The organism is Polaribacter sp. HL-MS24 (assembly GCF_032758595.1).
Classification (GTDB): Bacteria; Bacteroidota; Bacteroidia; order Flavobacteriales; family Flavobacteriaceae; genus Polaribacter.
The window spans coordinates 704,661-720,770 of record NZ_CP136415.1; the positions used below are offsets into that span (position 1 = coordinate 704,661).

Sequence of the window (16,110 nt, forward strand, 5' to 3'; positions counted from 1 at the left end):
CCCTCAATTTTATCAGATATTCCCGATACTAAAAGCTCTCAAAACTTCAATCTCAACCTGAATCTCTTTTTTATTCTTAAAATCCTAACCAACATATTCATCGCAAATTGAGATCGAAAAAAATAAAATTTTTTGCTTGCTTACTTGAAACATAAAATTACCTGGAAGATGTTCTATATTTCTAATTACAAAGGTACTGTCTTGACCTTGAATAAAAAAACCGCTTTGTAGTTCCTGAAATCAATTCAGCAAAAGCAAAACGGTTATACTATATTTTAAAATAGAACTAATTGTTCTTTTCTTCTTTTTTTGTAGTGTCAAACATGATCGGAGTTGCAACAAATAGTGATGAATAAGTACCAACTATAACACCGATAATTAATGCAAACATAAATCCTTTAATCGAATCTCCACCAAATAAGAAGATTGCTAACATTACTAATAATGTTGTCATAGAGGTATTAATGGTTCTTCCTAAAGTAGAACTTAATGCTTTGTCAACTACTTGACTATATTTCCAATTAGATTGTGACCCTGCAAACTCTCTAATTCTATCAAAGATAACCACGGTATCATTTAATGAATATCCTACTACAGTTAGGATCGCTGCGATAAAGGATTGTCCAATTTCCATGTCAAAAGGCATGAAGTTATAGGTAATCGAAAAGACGCCTAATACAATTAAAACATCGTGAAAAACTGCAACTACAGCTCCAATAGAAAAGGATACTTTTCTAAAACGCAATAAAATATATAAGAACACAACCAATAAAGAAGCAAATACTGCCCATAGTGCCGATGTCTTGATATCATCTGCAATGGTAGGATCAACTTTACGGTAGCTCATGATTCCACTCGCATTTTTTGCTTTTTCAAAACCAGGTTTAAAGTCATTATAGGATGTATCTCCGATATACGATTGCAAACCAATGAACAATGCATTTTGCACTTCTTCATCTACATTTTCACCTTCTTCATCAATTCTATAAACCGTTGTGATTTTTAATTGATTGTCAGTACCGTATGTTTTTACTTCTGGAGCAGTTCCAAAAGCATCTTTTAACGTTTCAGCAACTTCCGTAGCGTTCATCGACTTGTCAAAACGAACAGTAAAAGAACGTCCTCCTTTAAAGTCGACTCCCTGTTTTAATCCAATAGAAAAGATGGATACAATTCCTCCTAAAATAATTGCTCCAGAAACGATGTATGCTATTTTACGTTTTCTTAAGAACTCAATATTCATATTCTGAAACCATCCTTTAGAAATCGTAGTATTAAAAGTTAACTTTGATCCTTTTTTGACCGCTCCATCTATTAATAAACGAGTAATAAATACTGCAGTAAATAATGATGTTCCAATACCTATCATTAATGTCAAGGCGAAACCCTTGATAGGTCCTGTACCGAAAATATATAAAATGATTCCCGTTAACAAGGTGGTGATGTTTGCATCAATAATTGCAGACAAAGCTCCCTTTACAGAGAAACCTTCCTCTACAGATTGTTTTAATCCTTTCTTTTTGAACAAACCTTCTTTAATTCTTTCAAAGATAATTACGTTCGCATCTACCGACATACCAATTGTCAAAATGATTCCCGCAATACCCGGCAATGTCAATACTGCATTGAAAGAGGCTAGAATTCCAAAAATGAATAGAATGTTTACCGCCAAAGCGATATCTGCATACAAACCCGCTTTTCCATAATAAAGAGTCATCCATAGCAACACCAATAAGATGGCCAAACCAAAAGATAAAAAACTAGAATCAATTGCTTCTTTTCCTAAAGAGGGCCCTACTACTTCTGCTTCAATAATTCTTGCAGTTGCAGGTAATTTACCTGCCTTTAATACAGTTGCAATATCTTCTGCTTCAGCAACAGTCATTAATCCACCAGAAATTGAAGTTCTACCTCCTGTAATTGGTTGATTTACGGAAGGAGCTGTATAGACATAATCATCTAAGACTACGGCAACAAATCTTCCCGCATTTTCAGTGGTCATTTTTTCCCAAAGTTTTGCACCATACCCATTCATGGTCATGCTTACTTCTGGTTTGTTTAATTGACTAAATTCTTGAGATGCGTCTAAAATTACATCTCCTTCAATAGGTGCCTTGTCTTTTTTGTTTGATTTGATTGCGTACAAAGCGATCAATTCTGTACCATCAGCTGATTTTGATGGTTTGTAATCCCATAAGAATTTCACATACTTTAGTTCTGTTGGCAACAAATCTTTGACTTCTTTGTTTCTAAGTAATTGATTTACTTGAGCAGTGTCTAAAACTCTCGCTTGTGCCACTAAAGAACTCAATTGTTGTTGGCTTTGCGCTACATTCGGAAATAAATAAGTGAATAAGTTTTTCTGAGCAACCTTTGTAGAATCTGTAGTCTCTCCAAGAATGTCATCGAGGTCATCACTTTCAGTTTCTTTAGTAGATTCTTCTGTTGTGGTATCTTCTTTTAATAGCTCAGCAACTTTAGCATTCGCTGTAAAGAAATAGTTTTGTACTTCTGCATTTGAATACACTTCCCAAAACTGTAATTCCGCTTTGCTTGTGATTAACTTGGTAACTCGCTCGATGTCTTTTGCTCCAGGGAGTTCAATTTGAATTCTACCAGAATTTCCAATTCTTTGGATGTTCGGCTGAGTTACTCCAAATTTATCTATTCTACTTCGCAAAACATCAAATGCTGTACGAATAGAACTATTGATTTCTTGTTGCAAAACTTCTTTCACAACCTCGTTGCTTTCATCAAACTTGATTTTATCTCGTAACGATTTTGTCCCAAAAATTGTAGGGTCACTCAACTTGGTAGTTCCAGCAATTTTTTCAAATTCGGTAAAAAATAAATCCAAATAAGTATCATTACTGCTTTTCAAACTTTGATCAGCAGCTGCTAATGCATTGTTAAAGATTTCATTTTGAGAATCATTGGACAATCCTTTCAAAACTTCTTTTACAGAAACTTGTAAGATTGCATTGATACCTCCTTTTAAATCAAGACCAAGATTCATCTCTTTGTCTTTAAGATCATCGTAGGTATACTTTGTTATTGCTAAATCTACAACCTCAATATTAGCGACACTATCTAAGTACTTTCTTTCGAAAGTAGCTTTTTGTCTAGCATCATTGCTTGGCACCATTTTTGTTGCATAATTTGCAGCATCTTCTTCTACCTTACTTGCGAAAAAAGTGAATGATAATTGGTATAAACTTACTAATCCAAACAGGATAGCAAATAACTTAATAAGGCCTTTGTTTTGCATCTTTAATTTATATTTTATGTCGACTTTTTTAGTTTAAAACGTGCAAATATAGTATTTCATAACAGCCCAACCAATTATTTTCTTATATTTATAATCAGTATTTTAAATTTAAAACCACAAAAATAAGGAAAGTCCTTTTCGGCAATCAACTGGGCGTTAATAAAGGATTTTTAGAAATTCGGAAGTAACAATAAAGAATCAACTAAAGGAAGATTCATATGGACCATTTATCAGACATAGAAATTGCACAAGAAAAAAAAATAGCACACATCAAACTGATTGCAAAAAAATTAAACATTGAAGAGGATGATTTAGAAATGTATGGCAAATACAAAGCAAAACTCCCTTTAAAGCTCATTGATGACACTGCAATAGCAACTAATAATTTAATCTTAGTAACAGCATTGACACCAACACCTGCTGGCGAGGGAAAAACTACAGTTTCTATTGGCTTGACAGAGGGGTTGAACAAGATAGGAAAGCAAGCTACCGTAGTACTCCGAGAGCCTTCGTTAGGTCCTGTATTTGGAATCAAAGGCGGTGCAGCAGGTGGAGGATACTCTCAAGTAGTCCCAATGGAAGACATTAATTTACACTTCACCGGAGATTTCAATGCTGTTGAAAAAGCAAATAACTTGCTTTCTGCTTTAATTGACAATGCAATTCAAAGCAAGACCTCTCCCTTGAATATCGATCCGAGAACAATTCTTTGGAAACGTGTTATTGATATGAATGATCGTGCATTGAGAGACATTACTATTGGCTTGGGAGGTACTGCTAATGGAGTTCCTAGACAAGACGGATTCAACATCACCCCGGCTTCCGAAGTAATGGCTATTCTTTGTATGGCAACCAATTTTAACAATCTAAAACAACGTTTGGGGGATATCTTGGTCGGATTTACCTATGACCAAAGACCTGTTTTTGCCAGAGACTTAAAAGCAGAAAACGCCATGGCAATACTTTTGAAAGACGCCATCAAACCAAATCTAGTTCAAACCTTAGAAGAAAATCCTGCGATTATACATGGTGGGCCTTTTGCGAATATTGCACAAGGAACCAATACCATTATCGCAACCAAAATGGGCCTTTCGCTCTCTAATTACGTAGTTACAGAAGCTGGATTTGGTGCCGATCTGGGTGCCGAAAAATTCTTAAATATTAAATCTGTCTTCGCAAAATTGAATCCAAAATGTGTTGTTCTGGTTGTTACAATCAGAGCCTTGCGTCATCATGGAGGTGCTCCTAAAGAAGCCTATAACACTCCAAATTTAGCATTGGTTGCTAAAGGCTTTGAAAATTTGGAAAAACATATTGAAAATATTCGAAAATTCAATATCGAACCCGTAGTTGCCATCAACTCATTCAGTTCTGATTCTAGGGAAGAGGTTCAGTATGTAATCAATGCCTGTGCCAATTTAGGTGTGCATGCAGTCTTGTCTGAAGGCTGGGAAAAAGGAGGAGAGGGCACCAAAGAACTTGCTCATGCTGTGGTGGATATTGTAGAACACAAAGCTACTCAATACAATCCTTTGTACCACTGGGAAACTCCAGTGAAAGAAAAAATAGAAAAGATCGCTAAAGAAATATATGGCGCAACTCACGTTGCTTATGACAACAAAGCACTGTTAAATTTAAGACGAATAGATCGTCTCGGATTCAATAATTTCGCAATCTGTATGGCGAAGACACAGAAATCTTTTTCTGACAATGAACGATTAATTGGGAGACCCTCGGGTTTTACGGTTACTGTTCGGGAAATAGAAATCGCAGCAGGTGCCCAGTTTTTAATTCCAATTTTAGGGAAAATGATGCGCATGCTAAGGCCTACCTCGTGTTCCTGCTTCCGAGAACATGATCATTGATGACAATGGTGTTATTTCTGGATTGTCTTAATGTACTATCTTCTTCTTTGACTTTTAAAACTCTTATTTGAATTTCATGCCAAGGTGCACCACTTTTTTGGTTTCAAAAAAAGGTTCATCAAAATAATGGGGTAAATCGAATATGGTAGCAGATGTATAGATTTTCAGTTCTTCTGACAAATCTCCTCCTTTCAAGTAAAGAATGCCATTTTTCAATTCATGCTGTTGCTTTTTAGAAATTTTCCCTTTGGTCCAACGAACAAAGGTTTCCATTTGCGCCACAGCTCTACTTACAATAAAATCATAGGTATCTTTAACATCTTCTACTCTTCCATGAGTTGTTTTTACATTATTTAAACCCAACCCTTCTACAACCTCATTAACCACTTTGATCTTTTTACCAATAGAATCAACCAAATGAAATTGTGTTTCTGGAAATAAAATCGCCAATGGAACACCCGGAAATCCTCCACCTGTACCTACATCCATTACTTTAGACCCCGGTTTGAATTCAATTACTTTTGCAATTCCTAAAGAATGTAATACATGTCGTAAGTACAACTCGTCGATATCTTTTCTAGATACTACATTGATCTTCAAGTTCCAATCTTGGTACAACTCTTGGAGCTTAGAAAATTGAGCAACTTGAGTTTCTGTAAGGTTTGTAAAGTATTTCTGAATGATTTCCATGAAAAAAATAAAGGTTCGGCGGCAAAAATAGTTATTTGTGACAGAACATTTCCTAACAAAAACTAACATTTATCATTTAAAACGATTTCAAATAGATTATTTTTGTGGTTAAATTAAATACGAAATGAAAACAATCAATTTTTCAAGAGTAGACAAAACTAAATTTTTCAGGACTTTAAATAAAAGGGTGAATTTTTATTTTAATGAAAATAACATAAAAAAAACTGGGAATTGGAAATTGTATACCAAAGCGATTATCATGTTTTTAACATTTTTGGTGCCTTTTGTATTGGTTTTGACAATCTCTATGCCTCAATGGCTTATGGCTATTTTGATGGTAGTTACTGGAATCGGAATGGCAGGTGTTGGAATGAATGTTATGCACGATAGCAATCACGAATCTTTTTCGAGTAAAAAGTGGGTCAACAAATTAATGGGAAGTAGTATTTATATTCTTGCTGGAAATGTTTACAATTGGAAAGTACAACACAATGTACTACACCATACCTTTACGAATATCAAAGATCATGATGAAGATATCGATGCAGGACGAATTATTCGTTTTTCAAAACATGCCAAATGGTTGAAGATTCATAAAATTCAAAAATACTATTCCATTTTTTTATACGGTTTGCTGACCATTAACTGGGCAATCACCACGGACATCAAACAAATGCACGATTACTTAAAACGTAAATTATCCTATGGTAAATTTCCAAACCCGAAAGTAGAATGGACGAAATTAATCATTTCCAAGATTGTCTATTATGCACTTTGGATTGTTTTGCCTTTGTTGGTTTTAGATATTGCGTGGTGGAAAGTCTTATTAGGATTTTTTGTAATGCACTATACCGCAGGGATGATTTTAAGTCTTGTTTTTCAATTGGCACATATTGTACCCAAAACAGAAATGCCTTTACCAGACAAAGATGGAAATTTAGAACACACTTGGGCAGTCCATCAATTGTATACAACTTCGAACTTTGCCCCTACGAACTGGTTGGTAAGCTTCTATACTGGAGGTCTAAATCATCAAGTTGAACATCATATTTTTCCACACATTTCTCATGTACATTATAAAAAATTGGCTAAAATTGTCAAAGAAACAGCGAAAGAATTTAACTTGCCTTACAATGAATACAAAACGATGACCAAAGCCATTGTAGCGCATTTTAGCCATTTAGGAGCTTTAGGTCGGAAACCAGAATTAGCATAAACAACAACCAACTACTATTAAAGATGACACATCCATTATCGGACAGAATTAACAGTTTACCAGTTTCTCAGACCTTAGCAATGGCTGCGAAAGCAAGAGAATTAAAAGGTCAAGGAATCGATATTATCAGTTTAAGTTTGGGAGAACCCGATTTCAATACCCCCGATTTCATTAAAGATGCGGCTATTGAAGCCATCCATCAAAACTACAACTCCTATTCACCCGTGGATGGATATGTAGAATTAAAAGAAGCTATTTGCACAAAATTTAAACGCGATAACGACTTGGTGTATGAACCCAATCAAATTGTTGTTTCTACTGGAGCAAAACAATCAATTGCTAATATTGCACAAGTATTGCTAAATCCTGGAGATGAAGTATTACTTCCTGCACCTTATTGGGTAAGCTATTCTGCAATTGCGATCTTATGTGAAGCAAAATTTGTTGAAATTCCATCTTCAATTGATGATGATTTTAAAATTACACCTGCGCAACTAGAAGCAGCAATCACTCCAAAAACAAAAATGGTGTTTTTTAATTCGCCAAATAACCCAAGTGGATCTATTTATAGCGAAAAAGAATACAGAGCCTTAGCGGCCGTTTTAGAAAACCACCCACAAATTTATGTTTTATCTGATGAAATCTATGAACATATTAATTACGGAGCAAAGCCTTTTAGTTTTGCTGCCATAGAAAGCATGTATGATAGAACCATTACAGTAAACGGACTTGCAAAAGCATTTGCGATGACTGGATGGAGAATTGGGTATATCGGTGCACCACAGTGGATTGCCAAAGCTTGTACAAAGATGCAAGGTCAGATTACCTCAGGAACAAATTGTATTGCACAAAGAGCTGCAATTACTGCAGTATTAGCTCCTGTGGAAAAAGTACAATACATGGTAGATGAATTTAAAACACGTAGAGATATTGTTTTAGATTTATTAGGAAAAGTAGAAGGATTCAAACTGAATGTTCCAGAAGGAGCATTTTATATTTTTCCTGATGTCTCTGCTTTTTTCGGAAAAACCATTAAAGGATTCAAAATTGAAAATGCAAATGACTTTTCTTTATTCTTATTAGAGAAAGCAAACGTTGCTACCGTAACAGGAGATGCTTTTGGTGCACCAAATTGCATTAGAATGTCTTATGCAGCATCAGAAGCTCAATTAAGAGAAGCTATTCAGAGAATTCAAGACGCACTAAGCTAATTGAAATTTCTTATTATTCTATAAACTCTCAGGAAACTGGGAGTTTTTTTTATCATAGAGGGGCAATTGTGAGCATCAAAGTCAGCAGAATTTGCAGCGCAGAGCGAATTTGATTTGATTCGTTTGTGAACCAAATGTTTAAAAAAAAATCACCTCAAATGAGATGATTTTTAAACTATTCTTATTGAACTTCCTTTAATCTACATTGTCATGTAGAAAAGAATTGTTCGATTTTAACTGAATCTCATCATTCTCTGAATTCAAGCTGGTCTTCGATTTGCTAATAGAAGAATCTACAGCGTCTAAATCGATTCCCAATCTTTTATATGCAGGTTGACGTTCGATATCATCAATATTTTTATTCATTTGATCTGAAAACTTATAGTTGAACCCTTTCATGGTTTTTCTTCGTTCTTCAGCTCTTTTTTGAAGCTCTGTAATGGTCAAACTCAAAGGAGAGACTTCTTCACTTTCTGTTTGTATTTGATTGATTTCTGCTTGAGGTATCGTTGTTTTAAGTTCAAACTGCATAGCGTCTTCCTCTGCATGTGCTGACGATATTGAAGAACTCTTTCCAATCGTTGGCTTTGCATCAAAATCTTCTAAAACATATCTTGTTTCTTGTACAGGTTTTTCAAAAGTAATTACTTCAGCACCAAATACCTCCATATCATTTACATCGACAACTGCTGAGATTTCCTCTTCCTCATTCAATTCAAAACGAATTTCATTAGTAGGTGTAATTTCAGTGTACGAATTCAATGGCAGATCGAATAACAAATCTTGTTGCATGATTGGAGATTCTAAAACTTCTTCTTCAATTTGGTTTTCTTTTGGGGTCACATCTGTAATGACGAATTCATCTTCAGAAACTTCCTCAGGAGCAATCTCATCAAAAACGACTTGAGTGTTTTTGATAGTTTCCGTCGTCGCAACCAAATTCGTTCTTGGCGCTTCTTCTTCCACTTCCTCTTCTAAAATATGAACAATTTTTGGAGTAGGTTTGCTTGATAATGGTGCATCAAAAGCTGAAGTTTTCTGAACTGTGTTCTCCGTAAAATTATAGGTTGCTTTCTGCTCGTCTTCTAACGTATGGACAATTTTCTTTACTTCTGTGTTGGTAATTGTACTTTGCTGATCAGACGCAAAACCTGTAGCAACAATAGTCACTGCGATGGCATCTCCTAAAGATTCATCTTCGCCAATTCCCATAATAATGTTGGCTTCATATCCAGCTTCGGTTTGGATATAATCGTTGACTTCTCCAATTTCGTCCAAGGTTACTTCGTTGGTTCCAGAAACAATCAATAACAAGACATTTTTTGCACCTGTAATTTTATTGTCATTCAGTAAAGGGGAATCTAAAGCCTTTACAATGGCATTCTTAGCCCTACTAGTACCCTCTTCTTTTGCAGACCCCATGATAGCGGTACCGCTATTCGAAAGAACTGTCTTGGCATCGTGTAAGTCAATGTTTTGTTTATAGTGATGAGTAATTACTTCTGCAATACCTCGAGCTGCAGTAGACAATACCTCGTCTGCCTTAGAAAAACCAGCTTTAAAACCGAGGTTTCCATAGACTTCTCTTAATTTATTATTATTGATAACAATTAAAGAATCTACATTATTGCGCAAAGTGTCGATACCAATCTGAGCTTGTTTGGCACGCATTCTTCCTTCAAATTGAAAGGGCATGGTAACGATTCCTACCGTTAAAATATCCATGTCTTTTGCAATTTTTGCAATAATTGGCGCAGCACCCGTTCCGGTTCCCCCACCCATTCCTGCAGTAATAAAAACCATCTTCGTTTGTGTGTTGAGCATCTTTTGAATCTCTTCAATACTCTCTTGCGCTGCTTTTTCTCCTACATCAGGATTCGCTCCAGCTCCTAAGCCAGAAGTCAAATTTGCCCCTAACTGAATTTTATTAGGTACTGGGCTATTTTCCAAAGCTTGCGAATCTGTGTTGCAAATCACAAAATCAACGCCTTTAATGTGCTGAGTAAACATGTGGTTAACTGCATTGCTTCCTCCACCTCCTACACCAATCACTTTAATGGTATTGGATTGTGTTTTTGGCATGTCAAATAATATGTTATCAAATTCTGTGCTCATAATAACGTACTTATTTTTTAGTGTTTATTAATTTTATTCTTCTTTTTTTTGCTTAGCAACTTTACAATGCTACTCTGCATTATCTAAAAAATCTTTCAAACCGTCGGTAAACTTTTTAAAGAAATTTCTAGTAACCTTTTTTGTTTGTTCTGGAGCGACTTCAGTAACCTCTACATCAACCTCTGGTTGATCTAAAAGCTCAGCTTTTGGTTCAACAATTTCCTCTTCTTTTCCTTGGCTATTCAACCCTTCCATCAACAAACCAACTGCGGTTGCATAAGAAGGGCTCGACAAGGCATCTTCTGAATCTCCAGCAAGATGTTCGTTTGGATACCCAATTCTGGCATCCATTCCTGTAATATATTCTACCAATTGACGCAAATGCTTTAATTGAGAACCTCCTCCTGTTAAAACAATTCCTGCAATGAGTTTCCCTTTTTGGGTTTCGTGCCCGTAATTTTTGATCTCTAAATACACATGCTCAATAATTTCTTGAACTCTCGCATGAATGATTTTGGATAAATTTTTAAGGGTAATTTCTTTTGGCTCTCTACCTCTCAATCCGGGAATAGAGACAATTTCTGATTCTTTATTCTCTCCATAGTAAGGCTGAACCAAATTTTATTTTCAATAATTCGGCTTGTTTTTCAATAATTGAACAGCCTTCTTTGATATCGTCAGTAATGACATTTCCTCCAAAAGGAATCACTGCAGTGTGTCGAATGATTCCGTCTTTAAAAATGGCTAAATCAGTAGTTCCTCCACCAATATCAATCAGTGCAACTCCTGCTTCTTTTTCTTCCTGACTCAATACAGCAGATGCAGAAGCTAAAGGTTCTAAGGTAATGTCTGACAAATCTAATCCAGCACTTTTCACACAGCGTCCAATATTTCTAATCGAGGAAACTTGTCCTACAACCACATGAAAGTTGGCTTCTAATCGTCCTCCATACATTCCGATAGGCTCTTTGATATCTGCTTGAGAATCTACTTTAAATTCTTGTGGCAATACGTGGATTATTTCTTCTCCGGGGAGCATTACCAATTTGTGAACTTGATTGACTAGGTTGTCAATGTCATTTTCATCAATCACCTCATCAGCATTAGATCTCGTAATATAATCTGAATGATGCAAACTTCGAATGTGTTGCCCTGCAATCCCAACGACAACGTCTCCGATTTTTTGTCCTGAAACACTTTCTGCCTCATCAACCGCCTGTTGGATTGATTGAATGGTTTGTGTAATATTACTAACCACTCCTCTTTTAACACCCAAACTTTTTGCCTTTCCAACTCCTAAAACTTCTATTTTATCGTATTCATTCTTACGCCCAATCATGGCAACAATCTTGGTGGTACCAATATCTAAACCAACTGCTATTTTACTGTTTTCCATTTTGATTTATTTTGTGCACACAACTTGGTTGTGAAATTTTACGTTAATCGTTTTATATTCTTGTATGGTTTTGTCTTGAAAAGCTTTGTTATAAAACGCTTTTAGCTTTTTAAATTTTACGTCAATGTTGATTAATTTTCCAAAATCGATCGTATAATTTCCACTTCGAACAACAAATTGATACTCGTTGTTGTCTAATTGATGAATCCCTACCAACTCTTTCTTTAAAAAATCATCTTCTAAAATTCGATTGACCAAAGCAACAATTTCTTTGTAACTTTCCTCTTTCTTTACCCCCCATATCAACAATACTCTTGCAGAATAATTGTCGGACAAAGGCATTTTCACTCCCTGTGTATCAATATAATAAGATCCCTCTTTATCAATAATTCTTGCGATGGGAGTTCGTTGTTTTACGATTGTTTTTAGCGTACCATCAATATGTAAAAAAACCGAAGAATTTTCTACATATGGATTGTGATTCACTTGGTTTTCTAAACCATATAAATCTATTACAGATTTTTGTAAATTCTTTACTGTTTGCGCATTTTGTATTAACAATTTATCAACCATTGAATTTGTTAAAAAATGAGTGTTTTCTCCTTCAAATTCAATCTCAATATTTTCTACCTTTTGGCGTAAGTTACGTGCAGAAGAAAAACTGTAAAGCATCCCTAAACCTATTACAAATAGTACAAAAAACAAATATTTTAACGCTCTTTTAAGCCTCATGGTGCATGCTGTTTAATAAGTGATCTGTCACTTGGTTGATCTCTACTCCGATATCTCCAGCCCCTAACATTACCACAACTTTTGCGGTCGAATTTTTAATAACTTTTACTAAATCAATTTTTTGTACCAATTTTTTATGCTCAGTATCTATCTTACTCAACAACCAAGAAGAATCGACTCCCTCGATTGGTAATTCTCTTGCTGGATAAATATCCAATAAGGCAATTTCATCAAATTTTGACAGGACTTTTGCAAAATCATCAATAAAATCTCTGGTCCTAGAAAATAAATGAGGTTGAAAAATTACCAAAACCTTTTGGCCTGGATACATCTCTCGTATCGAGTGCTCTACTGCCCTGATTTCTGTAGGATGGTGTGCGTAATCGTCAATCAAAACAAAATCTGCTGTTTTTATCTTATAAGAAAACCTTCTTTGTACTCCTTTGAAAGAAGCTAACTGTTGTTTGATTTCCTCAAGCGGAACTCCGTATACATCTGCCATCGCCAAAGCAGCCAATGCATTCATCACATTGTGCTTCCCAGGAAGATGAAAATGGATGTTCTCTACACTTCCCGATGGGGTTTGAACATCAAAAATATACTTTCCACTTTCAATTTTTAAATGAGATGCTCGATAGTCTGCAGGTGCATCAATTGCATAAGTCAACCCTTTTATTGGCAATCCTTTGGCGACAATCAAGGTTTGACTTACCTTCTCTGCAAAGGCAACAAAAGACTCTTCCAAGGCAGCAGGGTTTTCGTAGATATCTAGATGGTCTGCATCCATCGAAGTAATACAAGCAATGTCGGGTGAAAGTTGTAAAAAAGATCTGTCAAATTCATCGGCTTCTACCACTGTAATTGCGGCTCCTCCTAAAATTAAATTGGAATTGTAATTTTCTGCAATCCCTCCTAAAAATGAAGTTGCCATCTTCGACTGCATCAAATGCCCTAAAATTGCCGAAGTTGTTGTTTTACCATGGGTTCCTGCAACGGCTAAGCAAAATGAATTTTCAGTAATTTTCCCTAAAATTTCGGCGCGTTTTACAACCAAAAAACCATGTTCGAGAAAGTAATTTAATTCGGAATGATTTTTTGGAACAGCTGGAGTGTAGACTATCAAAGTCCCTTTTGAATCTAAAAAAGAACTCGGCACATTTGTAATTGCATCGTCAAAGTGAATAGAAATTCCTAAATCAAAAAGTACCTCTGTTATTTTGCTAGGTGCCTTGTCATAGCCAGCTACTTGTTTCTCCTGAGCCACAAAATACCGTGCAAGGGCACTCATTCCGATGCCTCCTATACCAACAAAATAAACCCTATGTATCTCTTTTAAATTCACTTCTTTAGTAATTTCTCAATTTCGTTAACAATGTCAGTTGTCGCAGTAGGTAAAGCCAATGCTTTGATGTTTTCCGATAAGCTTTCTTGTTTTCCTTTGTCTTTTAAAAGGGTTTCAAAAACTACTGAAAAAGTATCTAATTCACTCTCTTTTAATAAAATTGCAGCATGATGGTCTACCACCGATTTGGCATTTTTGGTTTGATGATCTTCTGCAACATTTGGAGAAGGAATAAAGATGACGGGTTTTCCTACAATACACAATTCGGAAACAGAACTTGCTCCTGCTCTTGAAATAATAATATCGGCAGCAGCATAGGCAACATCCATCTGATTGATGAATTGATGCACTTGAACCCCTGGTACATCATTGTATTTTTGATACTCTTCAAGATATAATCTTCCGCACTGCCATATTACTTGAATTTCTTGTTCCTTGAAAAAATTCAATTGATCCTCAATCAACTGATTGACCCTTCTTGCTCCCAAACTTCCGCCCAAAATTAGGACTGTCTTTTGGCTGCTCTTTAAATTGAAGAAATCGAAGGATTCCGCTCTTTTAGTGTGAATTTGCAATAAATCTTGTCGAACGGGATTCCCAGTCTTTAAAATTTTATCTGCTGGAAAAAAGCGTTCTAAATGATCGTAAGCAACACAAATTTTAGCAACTTTTTTAGCTAATAGTTTATTTGTGATTCCTGGATAAGAATTCTGCTCCTGAATAATACTTGGTACTTTATATCTGCACGCCATTAACAATGCAGGACCACTTGCAAACCCACCAGTACCAATGGCTACATGTGGCTTGAATTGTTTGATAATCCTTCTTGATTTCAATAAACTACTGATAAGCTTGAAAGGAAACAATAGGTTTTTAAGCGTTATTTTTCTCTGAATACCTGAAATCCACAGGCCTTTAATATCGTATCCTGCTTGCGGAACTTTTTCCATTTCCATTTTGTCTTTTGCGCCCACAAAAAGAAACTTCGCCGCTGGGTATCGCAATTTTAATTCATTTGCGATCGCAATTGCTGGGTAGATATGTCCACCTGTTCCACCTCCAGAAATTAATATGTTAATCGATTGCTTCATGTAAAATATCTAAAGGGTTATCATCTAAGATCTCTTCTTCTGTTTTCTCTTTGGAAGCGCTAACACTTAGAATCATTCCGAGTGCAAAACAAGTCATCCAAATTGAAGTTCCACCACTACTAATGAGTGGTAGTGTTTGTCCAGTAACAGGAATAAGACTCGTAGCAACAGCCATATTGATGGTTGCTTGAAAAATGATTGGCACTCCAACACCAATGACCAGCAAAGTTCCAAAAATTGTTTTTGTTTTTTTGACCACCACAAAAATTCGAAAGAGTAATAAGAAGTAAATAAAAATAATTCCTAAACCTCCCATCAAACCGTATTCTTCGACGATAATTGCAAAAATAAAATCGGAAGAAGATTGAGGTAAAAAATTCTTTTGTACACTTTTTCCTGGACCCAAACCGAAAGGACCTCCAGTTGCGATGGCTATTTTTGCTTTTTCTACTTGATATGCATCTTTTCCTTCTTCGTTTGAGAAACTCTCAATTCTACTTTGCCAAGTTTGAACTCTATTGGGCATTGCATCGGGAAATGCTTTAGCAATTAGAACAAATATAGCAAGGGCAATAATGCCTGTGCCTAAGATAACTCCAAGATATTTTAAAGGATAGCCACCCATAAAGGTAACAAGTAAAACCATGGTAAAAATAATAGCTGTAGTCGAAAAGTTAGCAGGTAAAATAAGAATTAAAATGAGAGAAACAGGTAACCACAGCTGCCATAAACTTTCCTTAAAATTAATAACACTCTCTTTATTTTTTGCTAAATAACGCGCCACATAAACCATGAGAACCAACCCAGCTAGTGTAGATGTTTGGAACCCAATTCCTCCAATACGGATCCACCTGCTCGCATTAGCACCACCAATGGTAGTCCCTTGTGCAAGTGTAAAAATCAACAAGACAATTACGATCGGTATCATGATAACAGAACCCCCAGAAAAATATCGGTACGGAATTTTATGCACTCCATAAATAATTCCAAAACCAATAATTAACAATGCAATGTGTTTTGCCAAATGACCAATCGTTGAACCCGATCCAACAACATATACCAAATTTGTACTGGCGCTATATACTGGCATGAAAGAGAATATCGCCAAAATAGCTACGAGTGCCCAAATAGTTCTATCTCCTTGTATGTGTTGAAAAATGGTTTTCACTTTTTAATTTTAAAAT

The 16,110-nt window shown here is 35.6% G+C and carries 9 protein-coding genes and 2 pseudogenes; 3 read left to right on the forward strand and 8 right to left on the reverse strand.

What is annotated here, in order from left to right; translation table 11 throughout:
* Positions 1-286: 286 nt before the first annotated feature.
* Positions 287-3,268: a protein translocase subunit SecDF gene (gene secDF, locus RRF69_RS03365; RefSeq protein ID WP_316940561.1), complete on the reverse strand. Its 2,982-nt coding sequence runs from the start codon at positions 3,266-3,268 to the stop codon at positions 287-289.
* A gap of 218 nt (positions 3,269-3,486) precedes the next feature.
* Between secDF and RRF69_RS03370 the strand changes: the two are divergent.
* A pseudogene (locus RRF69_RS03370) lies at positions 3,487-5,164 on the forward strand (formate--tetrahydrofolate ligase).
* 32 nt (positions 5,165-5,196) lie between these two features.
* On the opposite strand, the gene rsmG reads toward RRF69_RS03370, so the two are convergent.
* Positions 5,197-5,823 carry a 16S rRNA (guanine(527)-N(7))-methyltransferase RsmG gene (rsmG, locus tag RRF69_RS03375; RefSeq protein ID WP_316940562.1) on the reverse strand — a complete coding sequence of 209 codons (627 nt, stop codon included), beginning with the start codon at positions 5,821-5,823 and terminating at the stop codon, positions 5,197-5,199.
* Between the two features lie 124 nt (positions 5,824-5,947).
* Between rsmG and RRF69_RS03380 the strand changes: the two genes are divergently transcribed.
* Together RRF69_RS03380 and RRF69_RS03385 are read left to right on the forward strand one after the other, a co-directional pair.
* Entirely contained in the window at positions 5,948-7,039 is a 1,092-nt protein-coding gene (locus tag RRF69_RS03380; RefSeq protein ID WP_316940563.1) for an acyl-CoA desaturase, read from the forward strand.
* A 23-nt stretch (positions 7,040-7,062) separates the two neighbouring features.
* Positions 7,063-8,250 (forward strand): pyridoxal phosphate-dependent aminotransferase, encoded by a 1,188-nt coding sequence (locus RRF69_RS03385; protein ID WP_316940564.1) that lies wholly within the window; start codon positions 7,063-7,065, stop codon positions 8,248-8,250.
* A gap of 195 nt (positions 8,251-8,445) precedes the next feature.
* On the opposite strand, the gene ftsZ is transcribed toward RRF69_RS03385, so the two are convergent.
* From ftsZ to RRF69_RS03415, 6 genes and pseudogenes are all read right to left on the reverse strand, one after another.
* Complete coding sequence (gene ftsZ / locus RRF69_RS03390) at positions 8,446-10,365, reverse strand: cell division protein FtsZ (RefSeq protein ID WP_316940565.1); 1,920 nt, start codon at positions 10,363-10,365, stop codon at positions 8,446-8,448.
* Positions 10,366-10,434: 69 nt separating this feature from the next.
* Positions 10,435-11,761, reverse strand: a pseudogene (ftsA, locus tag RRF69_RS03395) (cell division protein FtsA).
* A 6-nt stretch (positions 11,762-11,767) separates the two neighbouring features.
* Positions 11,768-12,493, reverse strand: a complete 726-nt coding sequence (locus RRF69_RS03400) for a cell division protein FtsQ (protein WP_316940566.1) — start codon at positions 12,491-12,493, stop codon at positions 11,768-11,770.
* Entirely contained in the window at positions 12,483-13,835 is a 1,353-nt protein-coding gene (gene murC, locus RRF69_RS03405; RefSeq protein ID WP_316940567.1) for a UDP-N-acetylmuramate--L-alanine ligase, read from the reverse strand. The genes RRF69_RS03400 and murC overlap by 11 nt, the downstream gene beginning before the upstream one ends.
* Positions 13,832-14,926 (reverse strand): undecaprenyldiphospho-muramoylpentapeptide beta-N-acetylglucosaminyltransferase, encoded by a 1,095-nt coding sequence (murG, locus tag RRF69_RS03410; RefSeq protein WP_316940568.1) that lies wholly within the window; start codon positions 14,924-14,926, stop codon positions 13,832-13,834. Before murG ends, murC begins: the two co-directional genes overlap by 4 nt.
* Positions 14,910-16,094 (reverse strand): FtsW/RodA/SpoVE family cell cycle protein, encoded by a 1,185-nt coding sequence (locus RRF69_RS03415; RefSeq protein WP_316940569.1) that lies wholly within the window; start codon positions 16,092-16,094, stop codon positions 14,910-14,912. Before RRF69_RS03415 ends, murG begins: the two co-directional genes overlap by 17 nt.
* Between the last annotated feature and the right edge of the window lie 16 nt (positions 16,095-16,110).

What these genes read in the sequence shown, in the direction of transcription:
- ftsZ (WP_316940565.1), bottom strand. Translation starts at nt 10,365, where the DNA reads ATGAGCACAGAATTTGATAACATATTATTTGACATGCCAAAAACACAA.
- murG (WP_316940568.1), bottom strand. Translation starts at nt 14,926, where the DNA reads ATGAAGCAATCGATTAACATATTAATTTCTGGAGGTGGAACAGGTGGA.
- rsmG (WP_316940562.1), bottom strand. Translation starts at nt 5,823, where the DNA reads ATGGAAATCATTCAGAAATACTTTACAAACCTTACAGAAACTCAAGTT.
- RRF69_RS03380 (WP_316940563.1), top strand. Translation starts at nt 5,948, where the DNA reads ATGAAAACAATCAATTTTTCAAGAGTAGACAAAACTAAATTTTTCAGG.
- RRF69_RS03385 (WP_316940564.1), top strand. Translation starts at nt 7,063, where the DNA reads ATGACACATCCATTATCGGACAGAATTAACAGTTTACCAGTTTCTCAG.
- RRF69_RS03400 (WP_316940566.1), bottom strand. Translation starts at nt 12,493, where the DNA reads ATGAGGCTTAAAAGAGCGTTAAAATATTTGTTTTTTGTACTATTTGTA.
- secDF (WP_316940561.1), bottom strand. Translation starts at nt 3,268, where the DNA reads ATGCAAAACAAAGGCCTTATTAAGTTATTTGCTATCCTGTTTGGATTA.